Annotated in this window: 18 protein-coding genes; 7 read left to right on the forward strand and 11 right to left on the reverse strand. The window is 51.9% G+C overall.

Features of this window, described 5'->3' with window-relative positions:
- Positions 1–86 precede the first annotated feature (86 nt).
- On the forward strand, positions 87–4,166 hold the full coding sequence (locus tag ACO0LH_RS01460; RefSeq protein WP_422939265.1) for a YCF48-related protein: 4,080 nt from the start codon (positions 87–89) through the stop codon (positions 4,164–4,166).
- A gap of 120 nt (positions 4,167–4,286) precedes the next feature.
- Here ACO0LH_RS01460 and ACO0LH_RS01465 read toward each other — a convergent pair whose 3' ends face one another.
- Both ACO0LH_RS01465 and ACO0LH_RS01470 read right to left on the reverse strand, forming a co-directional pair.
- Positions 4,287–6,143, reverse strand: coding sequence for a DUF4214 domain-containing protein (locus tag ACO0LH_RS01465; RefSeq protein ID WP_422939266.1), 1,857 nt, complete (start codon positions 6,141–6,143; stop codon positions 4,287–4,289).
- Positions 6,144–6,288: 145 nt separating this feature from the next.
- Positions 6,289–6,741 carry a cache domain-containing protein gene (locus tag ACO0LH_RS01470; protein ID WP_422939267.1) on the reverse strand — a complete coding sequence of 151 codons (453 nt, stop codon included), beginning with the start codon at positions 6,739–6,741 and terminating at the stop codon, positions 6,289–6,291.
- A 158-nt stretch (positions 6,742–6,899) separates the two neighbouring features.
- Here ACO0LH_RS01470 and ACO0LH_RS01475 point away from each other — a divergent pair, with 158 nt between their 5' ends.
- A complete protein-coding gene (locus tag ACO0LH_RS01475) occupies positions 6,900–7,535 on the forward strand; it encodes a class I SAM-dependent methyltransferase (protein WP_422939268.1) in 636 nt (211 codons plus the stop codon).
- Positions 7,536–7,572: 37 nt separating this feature from the next.
- Here the strand turns inward: ACO0LH_RS01475 and ACO0LH_RS01480 are convergent, their stop codons facing one another.
- From ACO0LH_RS01480 to ACO0LH_RS01495, 4 genes are all read right to left on the reverse strand, one after another.
- Complete coding sequence (locus ACO0LH_RS01480; RefSeq protein ID WP_422939269.1) at positions 7,573–8,460, reverse strand: alpha/beta fold hydrolase; 888 nt, start codon at positions 8,458–8,460, stop codon at positions 7,573–7,575.
- 87 nt (positions 8,461–8,547) lie between these two features.
- A complete protein-coding gene (locus ACO0LH_RS01485) occupies positions 8,548–9,858 on the reverse strand; it encodes a type II toxin-antitoxin system HipA family toxin (RefSeq protein ID WP_422939270.1) in 1,311 nt (436 codons plus the stop codon).
- 20 nt (positions 9,859–9,878) lie between these two features.
- Complete coding sequence (locus tag ACO0LH_RS01490) at positions 9,879–10,190, reverse strand: helix-turn-helix domain-containing protein (protein WP_422939271.1); 312 nt, start codon at positions 10,188–10,190, stop codon at positions 9,879–9,881.
- 184 nt (positions 10,191–10,374) lie between these two features.
- The gene (locus ACO0LH_RS01495; RefSeq protein WP_422939272.1) at positions 10,375–10,950 is read right to left on the reverse strand and encodes a hypothetical protein; all 576 of its coding nucleotides are present in this window, start codon (positions 10,948–10,950) and stop codon (positions 10,375–10,377) included.
- 125 nt (positions 10,951–11,075) lie between these two features.
- On the opposite strand from ACO0LH_RS01495, the gene ACO0LH_RS01500 reads away from it, so the two are divergent.
- Positions 11,076–11,261 (forward strand): helix-turn-helix transcriptional regulator, encoded by a 186-nt coding sequence (locus ACO0LH_RS01500; RefSeq protein ID WP_422940549.1) that lies wholly within the window; start codon positions 11,076–11,078, stop codon positions 11,259–11,261.
- 85 nt (positions 11,262–11,346) lie between these two features.
- On the opposite strand, the gene ACO0LH_RS01505 is transcribed toward ACO0LH_RS01500, so the two are convergent.
- Both ACO0LH_RS01505 and ACO0LH_RS01510 read right to left on the reverse strand, forming a co-directional pair.
- The gene (locus ACO0LH_RS01505; protein ID WP_422939273.1) at positions 11,347–11,658 is read right to left on the reverse strand and encodes a HigA family addiction module antitoxin; all 312 of its coding nucleotides are present in this window, start codon (positions 11,656–11,658) and stop codon (positions 11,347–11,349) included.
- Positions 11,659–11,688: 30 nt separating this feature from the next.
- Positions 11,689–12,393 carry an SOS response-associated peptidase gene (locus ACO0LH_RS01510; RefSeq protein WP_422939274.1) on the reverse strand — a complete coding sequence of 235 codons (705 nt, stop codon included), beginning with the start codon at positions 12,391–12,393 and terminating at the stop codon, positions 11,689–11,691.
- A gap of 199 nt (positions 12,394–12,592) precedes the next feature.
- On the opposite strand from ACO0LH_RS01510, the gene ACO0LH_RS01515 reads away from it, so the two are divergent.
- From ACO0LH_RS01515 to ACO0LH_RS01525, 3 genes are all read left to right on the forward strand, one after another.
- Positions 12,593–13,132, forward strand: coding sequence for an acyl-CoA thioester hydrolase/BAAT C-terminal domain-containing protein (locus ACO0LH_RS01515; RefSeq protein WP_422939275.1), 540 nt, complete (start codon positions 12,593–12,595; stop codon positions 13,130–13,132).
- A 567-nt stretch (positions 13,133–13,699) separates the two neighbouring features.
- The gene (locus ACO0LH_RS01520) at positions 13,700–15,211 is read left to right on the forward strand and encodes a hypothetical protein (protein WP_422939276.1); all 1,512 of its coding nucleotides are present in this window, start codon (positions 13,700–13,702) and stop codon (positions 15,209–15,211) included.
- Positions 15,212–15,617: 406 nt separating this feature from the next.
- The gene (locus tag ACO0LH_RS01525) at positions 15,618–17,705 is read left to right on the forward strand and encodes a DUF4157 domain-containing protein (protein ID WP_422939277.1); all 2,088 of its coding nucleotides are present in this window, start codon (positions 15,618–15,620) and stop codon (positions 17,703–17,705) included.
- A gap of 22 nt (positions 17,706–17,727) precedes the next feature.
- Here the strand turns inward: ACO0LH_RS01525 and ACO0LH_RS01530 are convergent, their stop codons facing one another.
- Positions 17,728–17,961 (reverse strand): hypothetical protein, encoded by a 234-nt coding sequence (locus ACO0LH_RS01530; protein ID WP_422939278.1) that lies wholly within the window; start codon positions 17,959–17,961, stop codon positions 17,728–17,730.
- 221 nt (positions 17,962–18,182) lie between these two features.
- Entirely contained in the window at positions 18,183–18,446 is a 264-nt protein-coding gene (locus tag ACO0LH_RS01535; protein WP_422939279.1) for a hypothetical protein, read from the reverse strand.
- Positions 18,447–18,641: 195 nt separating this feature from the next.
- Here ACO0LH_RS01535 and ACO0LH_RS01540 point away from each other — a divergent pair, with 195 nt between their 5' ends.
- Positions 18,642–19,277, forward strand: a complete 636-nt coding sequence (locus tag ACO0LH_RS01540; RefSeq protein WP_422939280.1) for a glutathione S-transferase — start codon at positions 18,642–18,644, stop codon at positions 19,275–19,277.
- Between the two features lie 2 nt (positions 19,278–19,279).
- On the opposite strand, the gene ACO0LH_RS01545 is transcribed toward ACO0LH_RS01540, so the two are convergent.
- A complete protein-coding gene (locus ACO0LH_RS01545) occupies positions 19,280–19,756 on the reverse strand; it encodes an Lrp/AsnC family transcriptional regulator (protein ID WP_422939281.1) in 477 nt (158 codons plus the stop codon).
- Between the last annotated feature and the right edge of the window lie 298 nt (positions 19,757–20,054).

A 20,054-nucleotide genomic window follows, 5' to 3' on the forward strand; every position in this document is an offset into this window, starting at 1 on the left:
CTTTCAGCTTCCATTGCAGTGCCGATAGCGAAGCCGGTCAAATCTGCATCGATACCAAACCGAATTGAAAAAATGAGGGTTCTTGCATGGGAATTCAAAGACCGGCGACCAAGACTGGCCAAACAAAACCGGGCTTGCTACCGCCACTGCTAGCCTGGCCCTGGCTTTGGCTGGCGTTTGTCTTGTTAGCGCTTGGCAGCATTCTCGCCTGGCAACAGGAGCCGCGTCTGGTGCCGGCCAATCGCACGGCGCAGCAGATGTCATTCTTTGCCCCAAATGAAAGCAATCCGCACCGGCGGCTGTTTACTTCGTACGAAGATTTTCGCTCCATCAGTTTTGCCGAAGATGGTTTGCATGGCTGGGTCGCCGGCGGGAAAGACATTATTCTTGCCACAGTCGATGGCGGCAAACATTGGCATGTCCAGAAAATAGCCGTGCCACAAGACAATATCACTTCCGGTCTGGCGAACATCCATGCGCATGCAGATGGCAAGCGTGCCTGGGTCACCGGAGACAAGGGCTTTATTGCATCCACTATTGACGGTGGCGAACACTGGATTACACAGAACAGCAACACAAGCAATGCCTTGCATAATGTGAGTGTGATGGCAGACGGCCAGCATGCATGGACAGTAGGCGAAGGGCAAGGCACCCTGCTGGCAAGCACAGACGGTGGTAAAAACTGGGCTCCCCAGCCAAATAATCTGCAACGACGTCTGCAGGCCATCAGTTTTCATCCAGACGGCCAACACGGATGGATATTAAGCGGTGGTGCCAGCGTCTGTCGTACTGGCGATGGTGGCCAGACGTGGGATGAGGTCAGCATCTCCTCCAACCTTCGCCTGTATGCCCTGGCTACCAGCGAAAACCCCAGGCATGTCTGGGTAGCGGGAGAAAACGGCAGCCTGTTTTTTAGCAAGGATGATGGCAAGACCTGGGAAAAGCAAAACAGCACACTGACATCAGAGATAGCGGCAATCACTTTCCAGGCCAACGGCCTCCATGGCTGGGCAAGCACATATAACGGTGAAATCATTGCCACCAGTGATGGTGGACAAACCTGGACGCAGCAAATCAATGAGATACCAACCGCCCTGACATCGATTCACTTCATGCGCGATGGCCTCAATGGCTGGGTGGCGGGAAGACAGGGCGTCATCATTCACACAGACAATGGCGGCCAAACATGGCACGCCCTGTCAGCCACCAGCCAGCCGGACCTGAACGCCGTCACATTTGATCATGCCGGCATCCATGGCTGGGCAGTAGGCAGCAATGGCCTTATTTTGGCAACGTCCGACGCAGGTATAGACTGGTATCCTCAACACAGCGGCGTCAGCAATAAATTGCTGGCCGTGGCCTTCAGCGACAATGCCCAGAATGGCTGGGCAGTCGGTGATAATGGCATTATCCTCGCTACCAGGAACGGTGGACAAAAATGGCTAAGACAGGTCAATGGCAACAACGCGACCCTGGTCGCAGTCGGTTTTGATCAGGCTGGTATCAATGGCTGGGCAGCGACAGCGAATGGTGGACTGATAGCAAGCACTAACGGTGGCGAGAGCTGGGATGCCAAAACCGACTGGTCAGTCACATCTGTTAAAGCGAGTGCCATACAATTTACCAAAGATGGATCGCAAGCCTGGACAATCGACGAAGATATCCGCGGCCTGGGTGGATCGTTAATGAGTACATCCAACCACGGCATTGACTGGAATCCAGTCTCCAATAGCCAGGGCCTCGATTTCATCTACACGCACTTCAATGAAGACAGGCAGCATGTGTGGGCGATTACCGGCTTTGGCGTGACAGCCAACGGAAAAACTGACTTCCCGATAACACTGGGCGAAATCGTCGCCAGTGAAGACGGTGGACACAGCTGGAAAAAACAACAAATCAACGCCCCCGCTGAACTGCTGGCCATTCACATCAACAACGATCAGTTGCACGGCTGGGCAGTGGGCAAAAGCGGCCTGATACTGGCGACAACAGATGGCGGCAAGAACTGGAATTATGCAGAGCACTATAGCCGCTCGCCTGCCCTGTGGTATTGGCTGCTGGTGGCGGCATCTGCCTTTTGCCTGTGGCTGTCCTGGCATTTCCGCCCCAAAGGCAATGCGCCCGATTCCGTCGCCGACGTGGCCGCCTCTGATGCTGAAATACGCCAGCCTGCTGACGACAAGCTGGAATTTTCTGGCCTTGCGCGTGGCATCTCGCGGTTTTTACGCAATACCGAAACCCAGCCACCACTGACCATGGCAATCACTGGTGACTGGGGTAGCGGCAAAAGCTCACTGATGCAACTGGTCTGTGCAGACCTGCGCAAATTTGGCCATCGCCCCATCTGGTTTAATGCCTGGCATCACCAGAAGGCAGAAAACCTGTTTGCCGGTTTGCTGGGCGCGATATATGCACAGGCTGCGCCTGAACTGTTGAGTTTCAGCGGTATCCTGTTTCGCCTTAATCTTTTGTGGTGTCGTTCCAGACGGCATTTTGGTGCGATGATGCTGGCCATTATTATTGTGACCAGCCTGTCTATTCTCAGCTGGAATGCATGGCACCTGGGTGGCATGCAAAATATGCTGACAACGCTGGATGCCTATCTGAAGAATATGTCGCAACCATCAGTCCCAGTCGCCACACCACTGACTGCATTCCTGGCTGCTGTCACCGCGCTGTGTACGGCCCTCTACACACTGGCAAAAGGCACCAGTATTTTTGGTGTGAACCCAGCCACCCTGCTGGCCAGCGTCGGCGACAGCATGAGCCTGAAAACAGCCACGGCCCAGAATGATTTTCGTGACCAGTTTGCAAGGCAGTTCAGAGAACTGACGCTGGCTTTACCATATCGCCTGGTCATTGTCATTGATGACCTTGACCGTTGCCGCCCGGAGGCCATACTGGAGGTGATGGAAGCAGTCAATTACCTGACCTCATCAGGCGATTGCTTTGTGATTTTTGGCATGGCAAAAGAACGTGTACAGGCAGCACTTGGCCTGGCATTTAAAGATATTGCTGCTGAAATGCTGGCCATGGATGAAAGTAGCCATACAGAAGAAACCAGCGCTACAAAAGATGACGCCACATTGATCAAGCGTCGCGCCTATGCCGCAGATTATCTGCAAAAACTGGTGAATATAGAAATCAAGGTGCCAGGCACGCGCGACAAGGCAGTGCACCGTCTGTTGGTCAGCAATGAAGCCGCTCCTGCACGTCGCAGCAAGGAATTTTTCCGCCTGCTGACACATACCTGGCCACTGTTTGCCGCAGCACTTGCCGTGCTTCTCGGCCTGTACGTGGCGGAAAGCAGTTTTCTCAAAAACTTTTCTGCAGAGCCGCCACCTGCGATAGTGAAAACTGAAAATGCAGCACCTGTAAAGATGACGGTAGCGGTATCAGCATCGTCGCCAGCCGCCAATGCGCCATCAGCCAAGGCCAAGCCTGAAATCAATTACGATAAACCCATGTATCCGGGTGAAGGCGAGTCCCCCCTGGGCATACTCGCCTGGCTAGGCCTGGCACTTGTTCCGGTGCTATTTGTTGCAGTGATTGTCTTCACACGATTGCTGCGAAAAAACATACTGGAAACCAGGGATTCAGAACATTTCCGCGATGCGCTGGAAATATGGACCAGTGTCATCGCCAGCAAGCGCAGCACGCCGCGCGCCATCAAGCGCTTTGGCAATCGCCTGCGCTACCTCGCCATGTTGCAGCAGGGCGAAGCCAGGGATGAAACCCTTTTTGATGTGTTCAGAGACAATCTGTTCGCCTTGCTGCGCAGCGAAGAATCACCTTCAAAATTAGTGCCTGCTACAGAAAATGCACTGTCAGAATATCAGTTGATCGCCATTGGCGCGATCTATGAAGTGTATGGCGAAAAATGGAAAGATAAATTAAGTGGTGAACACGACTTGAAGATGGGCTATGCAGGTGCACCAGCTACTGAAAAAAGTCTGGCCGAGAAAAATATGGAAGACGCCGTCAAAATGCATCAGAATAAATTTGATATCTATTGGCCGCCCAGCGCCGAAGAAATCCAGGTCTTTGAACGCCTGATCGCCGGCGTGCGCCTGGCCGGTGACCCGAAGGTCATCAATCATCCCTTGTCCATCTCTGAAAGGCATAAGAACGGCGGAGGGTCTTTTTCTTCCAGCGCTGTGAAATAAGCGGTGGACAGGCAAGAAAGACCGCGATGAGAAGAGCTTGCCTTGAAAAACAATATGCAGTTTTTCGAGGCAAGGAACGATCAGCAAATCAAAGCCTGCCTGCCCATCTCAAACCAGCCCCTAGCCTACCCATACCAGGTAGTCGATACCATTTTTGATTTGACCTAGGACCTGGGCCTGATTTTCAGAACTTTCGCAAAAACTTGCCAAGGCACCAGCGGGTGTAATCAAGCCCTTGCCGAGCTGATTGGACCAATAATCAAATCCTGCCTGATCAGGGTTGCGATGCAAGACATTTTGATAGAAGTTGTTGATCAAGGTGCTGTTACTAGGGTTACTGCCATAAAGCTTCTGAAATTCTGCGGATTGAAAAAACCCGGCAGCCACTGTCGTCAGGCTTGAGCCTTTATCCATATCCTTGATCCAGTAGCCCAACCCGGCCAGGTCAGGCTGGCGGCCAAAAGCAGCCTGATAAATGCGGTACGCCTGTCCGGCAACGCCGTCTATATCCAAGGCAATAGCGCCATCGGTAAATTGCAGTCTTTCCACTTGCTGCACATTATCTGTACCGTCATTGCCAACATTGTCTTTGATGGTATAACTGGTGTAAGTGCCACTGACATAATAATTTGCTTTTTTCCCTGACAGAACAATGGTATCCGTACCGGCACCACCGGAAATATTGTCATTGCCTGCGCCGCCAACGATGGTGTCATTGCCGTCACCACCAGAAATATTATCATTCCCGGCTGAACCTAATAAATAATCATTTCCCGCTGTGCCATTCAAATTAAGACCACTGCTGGCAAGGGTCGTGAACGAATAGCTGCTGGTTCCTGAAAAATTATTGCCAGCCAGATCCTTGATGCTGCCATTTGGGATACTCACCGTATAAGAGGTGCCGGCGTTGAATGACGTATTTGGGTGTATCGTCAAGGTAGAGCCGCTGATGGTCAGATTAGTGCTGCCTGCGGCATCAAAATTGCCCACAACGTTACCATTCGCATCTTTCAACGTGATGATCCCGCTACCACGCTGAATGGCTTCGCTGAAATTGAGGACAATATCGCTATTGACGGGTACCGAAGTACCAAAATAATCTGGTTTAACTGAGACAATAGTGGGCGGTGTAGTATCGCCTGCGCCCACGACATTGATGGACGTGTTCACTCCCAAAGCCTGCAACTGTGCTGCCGTGTATGTCATTGAGTTACCACTCAAGTCTGTCACTTTGGCACTGATGACGTGGTAGACACCATTCTTGTTGCTACCGGCGATTGAAAAACTTTGCGTAGATTGACCATCGGCCCAGGAATCTTTAGCGCCTATCATGGCAAAGGCACTATAGGTCCCGCCATTTGCGTTAACGTCATACGTCAGCGCGGCATCAAGAACAATCAGTAAGCTATCGACACCTGAGCCAATATCTGTCGCATTGGCAGTGATCACCAGTGGCGCGTCACCATTGACCAGATTAACCGTAGAGGGAATCTTAAGCGAAGATAAAACGGGTGGAATGACATCGACAACAGGGGTGGAAGCTGAAAAATTCAAGGTCATGACATAGTCAGCATTTGTATAACCTGGATTGCTCACCTTGATGAAATAATCGCCGTGCGAATAATTACCAGAATAGGTAAAGCTAATCGCTCCGTCAACGTTGACACGGGCGGTAGCCATACTGATACCTGGTACGGTGTTACCATCCTTATCGGTAATCTCTATCTGAACGCCGCTATAGGATGTGTTCCAGAAATGGGAAGAACTGTAATTATTAGCGACATCAGTAGAGACAATGAGGTTATAGCTTCCAGGACCGTTGAGATTCAATTGATACCAATCAATCCAGTCGCTTCCCGAGAGCGTTCCGTAAGATTTACTTCCCAACGATACCTGGTATGTGGATGAACGGTAAAAAGAATCCGTACCCCAGAATTTTTCGTCAGTTAAACTATCGACACCTACGATATAAGCCATAAAGCCTGTTCCGCTGTTTGAAATTTAAAAACTGAATTGCCGCGTCAATGGCGGCGCGATTTTCCAGACCAGATCATAAATGAATGGCCTCAGAAATCAAGTTTTTTGAATTTGCCGACTGTCAGCTTACGAGCTTACTTAATGCTTACTTGCCCTTATAAATCCCCGCCTCAATGATCACATCACCACTGCGTACATAGTAAGTGGATTTGTTTTCGAGTTGCTTGGTCACCGGATTATTGTAGCGGTAGTCGACCCAGCCTTTGCCCTTGGTTTTGGCACCGTCGACGATCTCTTTGCGGAACATTTTGCCATCGGCATCAGGCAGCACGATCATGTTCTTGCCTATCAGCTTTGGATTAACGGGGTGGGCCAAAGTGGTGCCGTCCAAGCTGCGCACGACCAGGTACATTTCACCTTTGATGAATTCAGGGTTCTTGTTGTTGACTTCCTTGACCAGGGCTTCAACGCCGTTTTTCTTCAGATAGGCCAGGCCCTTGTCCACCATTTCTATGGCGTCCGCAGGGGCATCGGCATGGGCGCTGGAAAACATCATGAAAGAAAACAGTGTCAGGATAAGGCGTGCAAATTGTTTCATGGTGTCCCCTGTATTGTTATAGTCCGAGTTTTGAGTATAGGTAAGATGACTGACGCAGGCAAGAAAATTGCGGGACTGGCCTTGCCGGCTCAGCCTGCGAGCAGGCATAATCAGGTGATAAGTAGGTGATAAGCAGCCTACCGTTACCAGAGCCCGTCATGCACAATTCCAAAGTCACCATCGCCACTTTCAACAAGCTGGCGCAACGCTACCAGGATAAATACATGCACCTGGATACGTATGACGACACTTATGATTTCTTTTGCACGCATCTGCCCAGACATGCGCAGATACTGGAGCTGGCTTGCGGGCCAGGCAATGCCACACGCAGCCTGCTGGCGCGACGCCCTGATTTCCAGATCCTGGGTACCGACATGGTAGAAAACATGCTGGAACTGGCACGTGCCAATAATCCCACAGCGCTGTTTGACGTCATGGATTGCCGTGATTTTCTGCGTCTGGGCAGGCGCTTTGATGCCATCATCTGCGCATTTGGTTTGCCGTATATTTCAAGGGAGGATACGGTTCAATTGATCGCCAATTCAGCAAAGGCTCTGGAACCGCAGGGCCTGCTCTACCTGAGCATGATGGAAGGTGATGAGGCGCAGTCGGGTTACCAGGTATCTGGCTCGGGTGACCAGGTTTATATCCATTATCACCAGCATGCGCATCTGGCCCGGGCCCTGAAGATGCATGGTTTTACTGAACTCGCCATGTACCGCAAACCCGGCCCTGCGCAAAGCAGCATGGTGAGCACCGATCTGTTTATGATTGCCAGTTACCAGCCAGCTTGAAGGCCAGGCTGGTAACTGGTATTCATCTCTGCATGAATTACTTCAGGAAGTTTTTGACCTCTGCCTGAAACTGCTCAGGCTGGTCCCACATGATGAAGTGGGCGCTGGCGGGTATGCGTTTCAGTGTCACGCCTTTTAAGCTCGCATAGGCGGACTGATAAAATGCGTCTATCTGCGCTTCTGTCAGCGGTGCGCCATTGGGCAATACATACAAGACTGTTGTCGGCACAATGATGTTTTTCAGTTCAGGCGTCAGGTCGGTGATGATCAGCTCATGATAGGCGCGTGCAGCTACCCCGGGATCTGACTTTTGCCCATCTTCAAGCGCACCGGGGCGCATGGCCACATTGTTGATCATGCTGTTGATGGTAGCCTCTGTCCTTTGCGCACGGGCTGCCGGTTCGGCTGCAAGCATCTTGGCCATCATGCCATCGGCGATGGGCTTGACGCTTTGCGCCGTCGTACCCGGCGGCCCGAACAAAGCCCCCAGGAAAGGGAACATATCCACCACCATCAATTTTGAAACGGCCTCAGGGTGGCGTGCCGCCAGCATCATGCCTATGGTGCCGCCCATGGAATGCCCGATCACGACCGGTCTATGCGATTCAGTACTGCTGATATAGCGGGCAATTTCTTCTGCTACTGGTGCAGAGACAACACCCTCACTATTGCCACCGGCAGCTTGGCCGGCAAAGCCGGATACCTGCACCAGGTGGTAACGGTACCCAGGTACCGCCTTGATCATCTCCGCCCATACGCGCGGAGATGAACTCAGGCCAGGGATCAGGATCACATCCGTGCCCGTACCTTCTGTTTTGACAGTGATACGGTCAGAGCTAAAGCCGGCGGCCCAGACTGCCATTGGCGTGAAGACAGCGCAACTGAGGGAAATCATTGCGGCAAGCATGTTGCGACGAGTGTTCATCTGTGAATTCCGTAGATAAAAGAGAAACAGAGTGTAGCAGCTTCCGTTTTTTCTTGAAGAAAAATAAATGCTATTTTTTTGCCCTGTTCATGCAGTCCCGGCAGTCAACGCCACACCACCATCGAGCCTGGCCGCCACTGCCAACCTGACGCTGTCTGGTGCAGTTGCCAGGATAGCCGGCCAGTTTTTTTGCGCGTGCCTCACAGTGTTTCTGGCGATTTGCATGAGGCGGCTTTTGCGCAGCACGCCGGCGCTGGTCAGCAATTGCTCCAAATCTGCCCAGGTAAAAGATCTGAGCTTGTCATCAATGGCTTTGTTGATCGCATAATAATCATCAGGCACACTAGCAAACAGGGCCGTCACGCAAACCGGGTCGTAGGCTGGCGACAGTTGGAGATGGCGGCCATCTAGGTAAATGACTGACCAATTTTTGAGATGGGCATCGGTATTGCCCATGAGGATATAGGCGACAAAGCGGCGGACGAATTCGGCCGTGTCTTGCGCGGACTGCGAAGACAGGTTTTCCAGTACGCTCAGGATGGCAGCGTAATCGCGCAGCAGGTCTTTGCCGTATTTGTGCCTGGGTGCATATTGCAATATCTGGGCAAATTCTTCCATGTGGATGCGCTGGCTGTTTGCGCCACGGTCAAAGCGTTTTACCACCAGCAATTCATCGAAGGGAAAAGCCTCTGGCAGATCGGCATCGTCTTTGCTGATGATGCTGGCCTCTGCGCACCGTATGCCAACTGCCTTTAACAGGGCAAACCCGGTCGCTTCGTTTTGTGCGAGCTCAGGGTGGGTGGAAGTCGGCAGTTTCAGGATATACGCACCCGGTGCGCCGTGGCGTTTGATGATGTAGCGCCGCCCATCCTGTATCGCTGAAAACTTGGTCACCACGCCCGGGATGGCAGCGGCATCGGGTACCGGGTTTTCTACAAAACCGGGTTCGAGCACATCTTTGCCCAAGGTGGTATGCCACAGCCGCACGCTGTCTGGCACGCCTTCACGTGCTGGCACGGGTTGCACTTCGACGGCACCCATCAGGTCATGCCCAGCAGCGGCCAGCAATTCAAATTCATCGTCGGTGCCGCACTGGCGTTCACGCGCCAGGCGTTCACGGTTATGTCCTTCGGGCAGCAGGTTCTGGAAATAGACTGGCCATTTGCCATCGCTGCGCGATACACGCATATCCCGCTCAGAACGCAAGATCGCCTGCGTGTCTGCTTCATTTGCACCCTGGTAAGCGAGCGACAATATCGGCCGCTGGCTGTCCTGGATGTAGCTTTCATCAAAGGACAGTCGCAAGATATCACCATAGGCAGACAAATAGCCAATGGCTGTCTTGCCTGCTTCTGGCGTGTGCAGATAAAGGCGCAGATAGCGTATCGATGTGCTCATGGTGGCTGCCAGGGATGGTATCAGCCCCGCCCTTTTGCCAGCAGGCTGTCAACGACAGACAGCGGTGCATCAATCCCCTGGTCTTGCCCCAGGTATTTGCCACCAGCCTGGATAAACGAGGTCAGCGGCGCAGTCAGCTCTTGCGGTACCAGCATCAGTTCCAGCCCCAGCGCACGCGCCATGACCTGTATGGTAGACAGGCGCGGGTCAATCTGCCCGTGTTCAGTACGTACGACGGTCATGCGGCTTAAACCTGCCAGTTCTGCCAGATCAGCCTGGGACTGTTTGCTGGCTTCACGCAAAGCGGTCATTTGTCTGGTGATATTGTTCATTATGCTACTCATTTCAGAGGTGATGAGTAGCATCATAGGCTTTTTACCCGTTTTTTCAAGGCAAATTTCATACTTAAGCTACTCATTTCATCAACAATGAGTAGCTTACTACTCTTGTATCGATAGTGATGCGTTAAAAACAAGGGGGATTAAAACGGCATGTGGCCGAGCCCGTGCGAAGTGATCAACCCGCATAGCCAGTCGTCAAACAGGCATAGTAATGCCCCAATAACTTCAAGACAGGCTTGCTTTCGCATTGCATGCTGGTGCTGATTTTATCGAGCCGCGCCTGCTGCGGTGAGCCGCCGCCTGGCACATACAGGATGCCTTCATGTGCTGAAAATGGCACATGCAGGGCATATTCAAAATACACATAGGGCGGGTCAGCTTCGTCTGAAAAACAGCTCGATTGCTGCACGCAATTGCCCGGTGTTTTTTGAGTGACACTGACGACTTCACTGTCATAGTGATACTTGCAGAGCAACAGATCTGCATACACACTCAAGCTGCTGGCAGACAGCAAGGGCCATAGCAACCATGAAGCCACAACCGCTACCAACAACCACGGCGAAGCATGTCCACCCTTGCAAAAAACCGCAGCACGGTAACTGGTATAACAACCGAGGCAAAACAGGCCAATGACCACGATCACCAGCACACCAAAATAAAACTGCTGATACAGCGTTACAAAGCAGGCGACGCTGGCAACAAAAGCGAATGGGGAAATCGGGTAAGGCTGTTTATCTGTTGATAAATGCATGGGTAATCGCGTTGCAAAAGAATTTAGAAGCCATCAACACAGCAAAAACTACTTTTTAGCACATATATGTATTCATATTCGTACGACATTCAAGGAAATAAGTACATATATGTACTGCTATCGCGCTGCGGGCCTTATCCGGCCTGACCCAGAAAGAATTCGCACGGCATCGTGGCGTCAGCATACGCGTCATCAAGGAACTCGAAACCGGCACAGGCAACCCGACCATCAAATCCATCAACACTATCGCTGCCATTTTCGGGTTGGAAGTGGGTTTGCGGAAAAAATCACAGGATGGAGATCATCTGTAAGCGCAGTGCAGTGCACTGCGGCAGCGAAGCATAGACAGCGTACCTTATTCAGGAAGTAATGGAGCGCTGATTAATCGCTTCCCTCTCAGGCAGTTTCAAATTCAAAAGGGCGAATGCGGGTTTTAATTTCAGGTAACAGATTTGCCTTTGCAATACGCACATCATACTCAGCTTGCAAATTCAGCCAAAAAGATGCATCCATATTAAAAAACACGGCCAGACGCATTGCCGTATCTACGGTAATCGGGCGACGTTTGTTAATGATTTCGCTGATGCGGCTGGTCGGTACATCAAGATCACTGGCCAGACGTGCATTTGTTATCCCCAAAGGCTTAAGAAACTCTTCACTCAGAATTTCACCTGGATGTATTTCTTCCAGCCGGGTTTTCTTCGTCATGTCAGTCCTTCTTTATCAGACAGAATAATTTCAATCAAACAAATCCAGATTCCGCGGCAAGATCATCTTTTCCCTGACTGGCTTCACCAGCTTTTTAGGCGCGGGTTTGGCCACCTGCTCTGCCACCATGCGTTCTGCCGGGAACAGTTGCAGGTAAGCCCTGGCCACCTCGGGGTTGCGGCAGGCGAGCCAGTCATCGAAATCATCGGGCTGCACAATCACGAGTGAGCGCTTTTCTTCACCGGGTTTGTGAAAGCGTTTCATCAGCGGGTGTTCGTCGGCATTGATGGTGATCTGGGTGAATGAATAGCTGACGCTGCCGTCGGCTTCTGGCCATTGCTGGTAGAGCCCGGCCACGGCAAAATCCGCTTCATCAAGCAAGCCTATGCGCCAGCGTTCAGCCTGGCCGTTTTCATAATTGGGCTCGAAGAAATGCTGCATGGGCACCAGGCACAGTTGTCCTGCATGCCAGGCGGGGGCATAGCTGCGCAGTGCACCCAGGGTTTCTGCCCGGGCGTTCATGGTGGAAAAGCGTTTGATACCAGGCGGTATTTTTGACTTCGGCACCATGCTGTACTTGCCCAGCATGGCCTGGCGCTCGCCAGCCTGGTTATGCAGGATGATGGGGGCAGCATAATCTTGCCAGGTTTCGCCATTCCAGTCGGCCAAGGCTTTGCCACCAACGCCAAATCGTTCAAGCGATTCTTTTCGAGTAGGGGTGTAATTAATGCACATGCCGCCAGTTTATTCGTTTCGCGGTTTTTCAGCCAGCGGCTGAATAAGAAGCTAAATAAGAGGCTGGCAAAACTGTGTGCTGAATTTCGTCACACAACATTATCTATAGCAGGGCGAAGTAGGTATATTCGCATATTTGCTTCCATTGACGTCGATGTCGACATCCATATCCACGGCCATCATATCCAGGAGAATATGCATGCCACAGGGTAGCCACTTCCGGTCAACCCTGTTGCGGGCGGTGACGATATGGTTGCTGGGTACGGTCATCAGCATGGCAATAGTCGCGCACGCGCAAAGTGAAGGCACTGCCAAGCCGGCACTGCCCTATACACCCAATGCCGGACTGGATAAAGCCTTTGCCACCAAAGTGCCGGTGCTTGCACATATCTATATTGAGGGCCGCAAAGCCTTCCCTGAATTTGCCAAGGCTGCGCGCATACGTATGGAAAATTTCAAAGGGGCGGTCTTGCTGATTGCCGTTGGCGATGACCAGATGTGGCCCGCCGCAGACATGGCGACCAGCATCGCCGCCACGCGCAAGGCAGCCGGGCTGGATACTGAAGTGCTGCTCTTCCCCAAAGCCGGGCATCTGGTCGGTGGTGACGGTTATTCACCCAATGATTACAACACGCCGTTTGCCATGGGTGGCAATGCAAAAGAAGATGCCCATGCGCAGACCACGGCATGGCCAGCGACCATGCGCTTTTTGAAAAAAGCGCTGCAAGTGTCACCTTGAGCAGGCAATCGTATTGAGTTGGATTTGCCTGCGCGCAGGCCGCTCGACTGCAACTGCCAGCTGTGCCTGCTAACTTTGACTGCCAGCTTTGACTGCTCGCTGTGATTACAGCTACGTCAAAACAATGTCAGTCTGGCTCAGGCAAACCGCATACTCACCCGCCTTGACCAAAAACAAAAATTCCATTAAATTTTGCCGCCAGAGAATTTCTTAAAAGAAATTCACTTAACTTCGTCAAAAATAGAGGGATTACTCTTCTTTTTCGCGCTTTCTTACTTCTGTTGGCATCAAGGCACTTTCGATGATGGCAATACCAGTATTCAATATCGCGCTGCAGCAAAACGAATTTTTAATACGGCATTGACCATACCAGTTACCACTTTGCGCAGGAAATCCTGTTGATAGAAAACGATTTATGTCCGATGTTGAAACCAGTTCCTCTGAACTCAAAGCCAAATCCGCTGTCTACGCCGAAGGCAAAAACGACCGCAAATACAGTCTGCATGAAAAAGTTTTTCTGAGCTGTTTCAAGTAAGCCCTGCTTTTACCATTATTACCGGACATCTGATGAAATACCTGAGCGCTGATATTTTGTTCAAGGACGAAACGGCGGCAAGCCAGTTTTTTGCCGCCACACAACCGCATCTGCAAGACGATGCCTGGACACTCAACAAGTCACTGACAAACGCTGGGGCAAGTATCCCTTCAGACTATTCCGATTTCTCGATTGATGCGTTCAGGCAGTTTCGCAATGTCGTCCATATTGAATTTTATTGCGGCACACGTGACGAATATGAAGAGATCATCAAAGCCTTTTTTACCACTGGCGCGCATATGCTGAAACTGCGTGTACGTACCGACGAATGCGATGAGACTGAACGCCATGTCGCCAACCAACGTGTCAGGAACATCAAGCAATTTGACCAGGAATATGACAGCCTCGTCATCGTCGACGTTAATCTTGCATTCAGCCGCGCCATCATCAAATCCGATTTCGTCAAAGCGATAAACCTGCTGGAACAGATGGATCTCACCAGCTTCCACTTCGACGATGAACACCTGCTAGCGCTGACAAATGACGATACCGCGGCTGACCTCATGCTGGCATTGATCGCACGTGGTGTTTTCACGGAAAACCGCCTCGTCAATGAAGACATGCGGCTGTTCAGCCTGGCTGCGGGCATGGGTAGCCTGGCAGTGGTGAAGGCTTTTTTTGACCTGGGTTTTGATCCTTATCTGGCAGATGCCAACGGCAGCAATGTCTTGCATGCCGTGCTGAGCTGCAATCAAGCCGGGGCCATCGCCGCGGCACAGTATGTGGCAGAACAATGCGCGGCCAACCTGAACCCTGTCGGTGAAGAAGGCAGCCCTTTATGGCTTGCCTGTTACCGGCAAGCGAATATGGCCGGGGCGAAATATTTCAGCCAGCGCGGTGCCATCGCTATTGCACCAGACGGGTTTTATGATGGCCTGGCGCATGCAGACATCATTGCAGAAGCTACCAGCCATGGCGACCTGGCAACGCTGAAAACACATTTCACGGTAGCCGACTATGATCTGGTCCTGCGCAAGGCCATCCATGGTGAAGCACTGGATATCGTCCTATGGGTGGATGGTATCCAGAAAATCGACTGGTTGCGTATCGTCGAAACAGACCGTTTTGATGAACGCTTTGCGCGCGAAGTACGCCTGTTTGAAACGCCCTTCCTATTTGCCAGCGGTGACAATGCCGATCTGGATTTTTATGACATGATCATCGATGCCGTCGCCAGCCACCCTAGCGCAATCGACGTGATGGCGGTCTACCTGGCAGGCTATAACGGCAGCAGCCGCTTATTGCGCAAACTGGGCGCGCTGGGCGCAGTCTTTGGGCCCGCCCCGATAGAACATGGTGAAGCGGTCTACCCGCTCTACAAAGCCGCCCTTGGTGGCCACCTGGGCAATATCGCCACCCTGCTCGACATGGGTGCCGCCGTCCCTGTCATGGAAAGAGACAGCCTCGATAAATTCGTCTTGCGCAATATCGAAAAAAACAAGGCTGAACAGGCAAAGGCGCTGTTTGTGGAGTATGGGGTTTAACGCTTAGTTGCGCTTATTTGTGCTTAGTTGTCCGTAGCTTAAGCCCAAGCTGCGATACTGACGAGGCCTGCCCCAAGCTGCAAAGTCCCACCGACAAGAGTCTTCCTCTCTCAACTCCCTCGCCACAAACGTAAATTATACGACCAGCCAATGCCTTCCTTGGCTGGTCGTACACACCTTACGTCGCCATATCGTACCAGCTTCATCTGTATCCACTGCCATGAATGAAACCGGTGATGAACAGCGAAATGATGAATTAATTATCAACACAGCATGACAATACGCTATCATATTTAAGAAAACAGATGGCGTGTAGCCAACGTAGCGCTTGTGTCCCGTATGAAGCCCGCCACATCACTTGTTTGTCATTCTGACTGGAACCGTCGCTAAAGCAGGAGAGCATTGCATGAGAGCCGCACTACCCGGCCAGCCCAGCAAGACCAACGCACAGCCGCAGCAAATTGCGCAGACCGTGCAAGCTGTGCGCGGCGATGCCCAAGCGCCGCTGCTCGACTCCCGCCCGCCAAGCCTGACCCAGCAGATGCAACAGGCATACCAGCGCCACGCAGACAGCAGTACCCAGGCCATGCAGTTAAAGGCACGCCAGGCCATGATGGCGAACAGCCCGCAGGCGCTGCAAATGCAGGCCCGGTCACGCATGATGAACCGCAATGAAGCGCCGGTACAAACCATGGATGATGAAGTGACATCCATCGCAGACAGCCAAACCCAGGCAACAGGGCCGGCAGACATGGCTGCGCCCCCGCCAGAAGTGGCCGCACCCACCGCCCCAACTGCGCCAGCAGCATCCGGCAACGGCTTGCCGCATCAGTTAAAGGCTGGCATGGAAAGTCTGTCAGGCATGCGCATGGACCATGTCAAAGTGCATTACAACTCATCACAGCCTGCACAACTGAACGCCCTGGCCTATGCACAGGGCACGGATATCCACGTCGCACCGGGACAGGAACAGCACCTGCCGCATGAAGCCTGGCATGTCGTGCAGCAGGCACAGGGGCGCGTGCAGCCTACCAGGCAAATGAAAGGGAATACCCCCGTCAATGATGATGCCGGGCTGGAAGCCGAAGCCGATGTCATGGGTGCCAGGGCCATGTCAGCAGGCGCGCAGATGACCCAGCTAGCCACCGCAGAAAACCGGCCTGCCCAGGCCGGGCTGGCTGAGCTTCCCACGTTTTCAGCCAGCACACCGGTGATGCGTAAGATAGGTTTTGAATATGAAGTCGGTTCCGTCAACACAGAGAAAGACACCGCTTTTTTCAGCACCGAATGGGAGCCCCACAGCAAGGGTGAAATCATCAAGACCCGTACCGGCTACGACATCACCGCAGATATCAATCAATACGGAGAAGGCACCAATCTCGAATTCATCACCAAGCCCATCGACGAAACCAGCCCCGCCGCTGCCGCTGAACTGACCATGGTGGCAAACAACATCGTCGCCGACCTGACCGAAATTGTCCAGGCATCCTACGGCCCCCATGCCGATCAGGATAACTGGGTAACACTCGATCATCTGAATCGTGTCAATGGGAAAAAATCGCAGCGTATGCACAGTACAACCAACGCGGTCAATAATTCCCTGGCGCAGTTGCAAATGACGGGTGGGGTCGATATCCACAATCTGCCCGACCTCATGTCAGGTCGTGTTCTGGGCCAGGAGCCGTTGAGAGCACCCATGCCGCATGTAGGCCCCCAGGTAAGCACAGAAGTCAAACGCACCTCGCTCAGTAAATACTATGCCACCAACCCGGCCGGTGAAGCCAAGCAACCAATTTATGTGCAAGCACTTTCACAAATCAATGCCCGCTTTGGCGATGACTGGGACGTGCCCAGCAAACAGATCATTGCCGCAGCATGTGCACTGATGGCGCAAATACCCATAGAAAAACGCGCCAACGCCGAATTATTCATGGCCGGGTCCGGATTGTTGCTGGCCAAGACCGACTATGGCACCATTTTGCACATGGCCACTGAAGCAGTGGGAAAAACCATCGACAGCAGCAAATTCACCAATGCCCTGGTCGCCACCATCAATGCGCATGTACCGGGCGACAAGCAGGTCAGTTCCGCCAGCGATGTTTTCCCCGACGACTACAGCATGATTCAACGTGGTCGCGAAAATGAGCCAGACCGCGGTATTGTGACTTTTACCGGCGTCAAAATTGGCGATTGGGTCACCCAGGCCATGCCCTTCAAATTGCCCGACCTGCCCTTATTTCCATTTGGAGGCGACGCCATGATGCAAGGTATGCCGACCAGCGAAACCCTGCGCAAGGGCAAAGATTTGCTGACGGCGCAAAATTTCCCTGGCACGAAAGCACAGAAAAAAGAAATGCGCGCCTTTGGTACTTTCGGCAGCAAAACCGACCCTGGTAACAAAATCATCCTTGAATGGCGTAGCCTGGGCCCCTGCTATCCAGACTCTTTGCTCGACGCCATGCTGAACGCGCTGGCGTATAACCAGCGGTTGTAGATAGGAGAGTTGGTACGTTCCCTTATACCTGTTCCACCGTATCACAAGCAACATCAACCAGCATATTCCACGGGCATGACTTTATGAAGTCAGCTAATTCCTGTCTGGATGCTGCGTCTTTAAGTTCAGAATATGCCCATAACAGTGCAGACAATCGCTGGTTCCACTGGCGATAATTGAGCCTTAATACTTTGATGATTTCAAAAAAATCTTCTGCATTGTCGATCTCGGGCAATGCATAACTTTGCATTTCCATGGACACAAATTTCAAGAGAAATGCCACACTCTCTTGATTATAAAATTTGTCCCGTTTAATTTCAGGTAAATTAAATAATTGATCAAACCTGTCCCATCTTGATTTACGCTGCTGATATCAAGATGCCATTTATGGCCTTTGACATTGATTTTTTTCAGTGACTAATGCACAAAAAACATTAATCACACTGCTAACAATTTTTCAGAAATTTGTAACAAATATCAGCGTGAATCAATCGGTTCTATTTTCAAATATTCGCCCGATACACAAAATGCATGTCCTGAATAAAATGCAGTATCTCCATGCTCTACAGTACTTCCAAATCCAAGCCAATAATATCCGTATTTATCAATCTCAGTGATGACTGCCGCTTTACCAATACAGGAATAGATTTCTGTTTTCTCTTCTTCTGGCAAATCATGTACGAGCCATTCCGGTACGCCAGTCAGGATTACCCGATCCCCCATTTTAATTACATTACTCACTCACTTCCCCTAAAAGAACACAACAAAAATGATCATTTTTAATGATCGCCATTGCAATGGTTTGAATAATCGCACTCAGCATCCCTATACCCAACATTGCCAAAAACCCGCACTAGCAAGGTCATCAACGCGGTAAAAACGCATGCGTCCTGGTTTAACATCATCGTGGTATACACATCTTCAGGAACCCACAACATGCAACTACTGTACCAAACCCACTCCCCCTACGCCCGCAAGGCACTGGTCTTCGCCCATGAAGCGGGCCTGGCTGATCGCATTGAAGTCATCCATCATGAAACCAGCCCCACCAACCGCAATGAAGCTGTGTATGCCCAAAACCCCTTGGGCAAAGTGCCGGTGTTGTTGCGTATGGGTTTGCCCCCGATTTTTGATTCTGGCGTGATTTGTGAATATCTCGATACCCTGCACACAGGCAGGCCATTGATACCATTGCGTGACGAGGCACGCTGGCATGCCTTGCGCGTACAGGCGGTAGCCCAGGGCATGGCAGATTCCGGCATTGCCGTGCGCTGGGAAACCTCACGCCGCCCCGAAGCCTTGCGTTATCCACCGCTGCGTGACGGGCATACCGGAAAACTGCTGGCAAGCTATGACTGGCTGGAAAAGGAACTGGATATGCATATAGACACCGATGCCCCCATCCACATCGGCCATATCGCCGTTGCCACATCACTGAGCTGGCTGGAATTCCGTGACTTGCCCGGCTTTAGAAACCAGCGCCCCAGACTCACTGCCTGGTATGAGACTTTCATCCAGCGCGCTTCGATGCTGGCGACACCTTTGTCTGGTGAAACACAGGATCACGCCTGACCTCAATCACCCCCATCCAGCGGCACAGGTATATGCAAACCACGCTTGACCAGCCCAAGACAGACATTGGTGGTAAAGCGTTTGACATTGGGGTTATCTTTCATCAGCGCTGACATCAAGGTGTCAAAGGCTGCCATGTCAGGTGCGGTGACGATGATGACAAAATCTGCTGCGCCGGTGACGTAAAAGGCTTGCTGTATCTGCTCATGTCGCGCCAGCCATGCGCGCAGCTGTTCCAGCAGTTCAGGATGTTCGCGCTCAACTTCCAGGCTGACGATAAAAAAATTGGGCTGGCCAATCTGAACTGGATCCAGCATGGCCACATCCCGCACGATCACACCCTGCTCACGCAGGCGGCGCAAACGCCTTTGTATGGCCGATGGCGATAGTGGCACCTGCTCTGCCAGGCCTTCGGCCGCCATGCTGGCGTCTTGCTGGACAAGATTAAGCAGTTGACGGTCAAATTTATCGAGTTGCATGTTTATTTTTTGGCGGATGCGGAACTGGCAGGGCTTATGAATTGCAAAGCCTGGTGATTTTCGATTGTAGCATTGCGGCATGTTGCCGATGTCTGAGCATCTGCCACTCATCTATCACTCATCTGCCGCTCGCCTGTCAGCACTCATATCCACCGCGCAGCAAAAACCTGGCATGGACATTGTTTCATTGCTTGGTGGCAGGTCTCTACAAGCACCTGTTTACGGCCTTGACTGGCTTGCTACCTGCTATCTTGCTTGCGCTTGCCCTTTGGCAAGATGGCTGTGACTGCGTGCAAAG

Origin of the sequence: Undibacterium sp. TJN19 (genome assembly GCF_049339485.1) — a bacterium.
In the GTDB taxonomy this organism is placed as follows: Bacteria; Pseudomonadota; Gammaproteobacteria; order Burkholderiales; family Burkholderiaceae_D; genus Undibacterium.